General features: G+C 69.9%; 1 protein-coding gene. It reads left to right on the forward strand.

All coding sequences use genetic code 11. The annotated features are described in order from the left end of the window. Positions 1-47: 47 nt before the first annotated feature. Positions 48-541 (forward strand): response regulator transcription factor (locus tag AQJ91_RS48500; RefSeq protein ID WP_234383499.1); only part of this gene is annotated, 494 nt, incomplete at its 3' end.

A 541-nucleotide genomic window follows, 5' to 3' on the forward strand; every position in this document is an offset into this window, starting at 1 on the left:
GGAGATCACCAGTGGCAGTTCAAGTTTTGATCGCGGAGGACCACGCGATGGTCCGGCAAGGCCTGCGTGACTTTCTGAGCCTTGACGGCGACATCGCGGTCGCCGGTGAGACGACCAACGGCCGGGAGGCCGTACGGCTGGCCCGGGAACTGTGCCCGGACGTCGTGCTGATGGATCTGATGTTGCCCGTCATGGACGGCATCGAGGCCACGGAGCTGATTCGCCAGGAGCTGCCTGAGGTCAGGGTCGTGGCGCTGACCGGCGCGCTCGACGGCTCGGCGGTGATGGCGGCGGTGCGGGCGGGCGCGACGGGTTTCGTGCTGAAGAGCGCGGAGGCCGAGGAGCTGCGGCACGCGGTGAAGGCCGTGGCCGCCGGGCAGACGTACGTCTCCAGCGCCGCCGTCGCTCGCCTGGTCGACCAGGTCACGGACGCGGACCGGCCGGAGCGGCTGACCGAGCGCGAGTCGGAGGTCCTGGTCATGCTCGCCCGTGGCAAGGCGAACAAGGAGATCGCGCGCGAGCTGCGGATCGGGCAGCAGAC

It is taken from the genome of Streptomyces dysideae (assembly GCF_001514305.1).
Classification (GTDB): Bacteria; Actinomycetota; Actinomycetes; order Streptomycetales; family Streptomycetaceae; genus Streptomyces; species Streptomyces dysideae.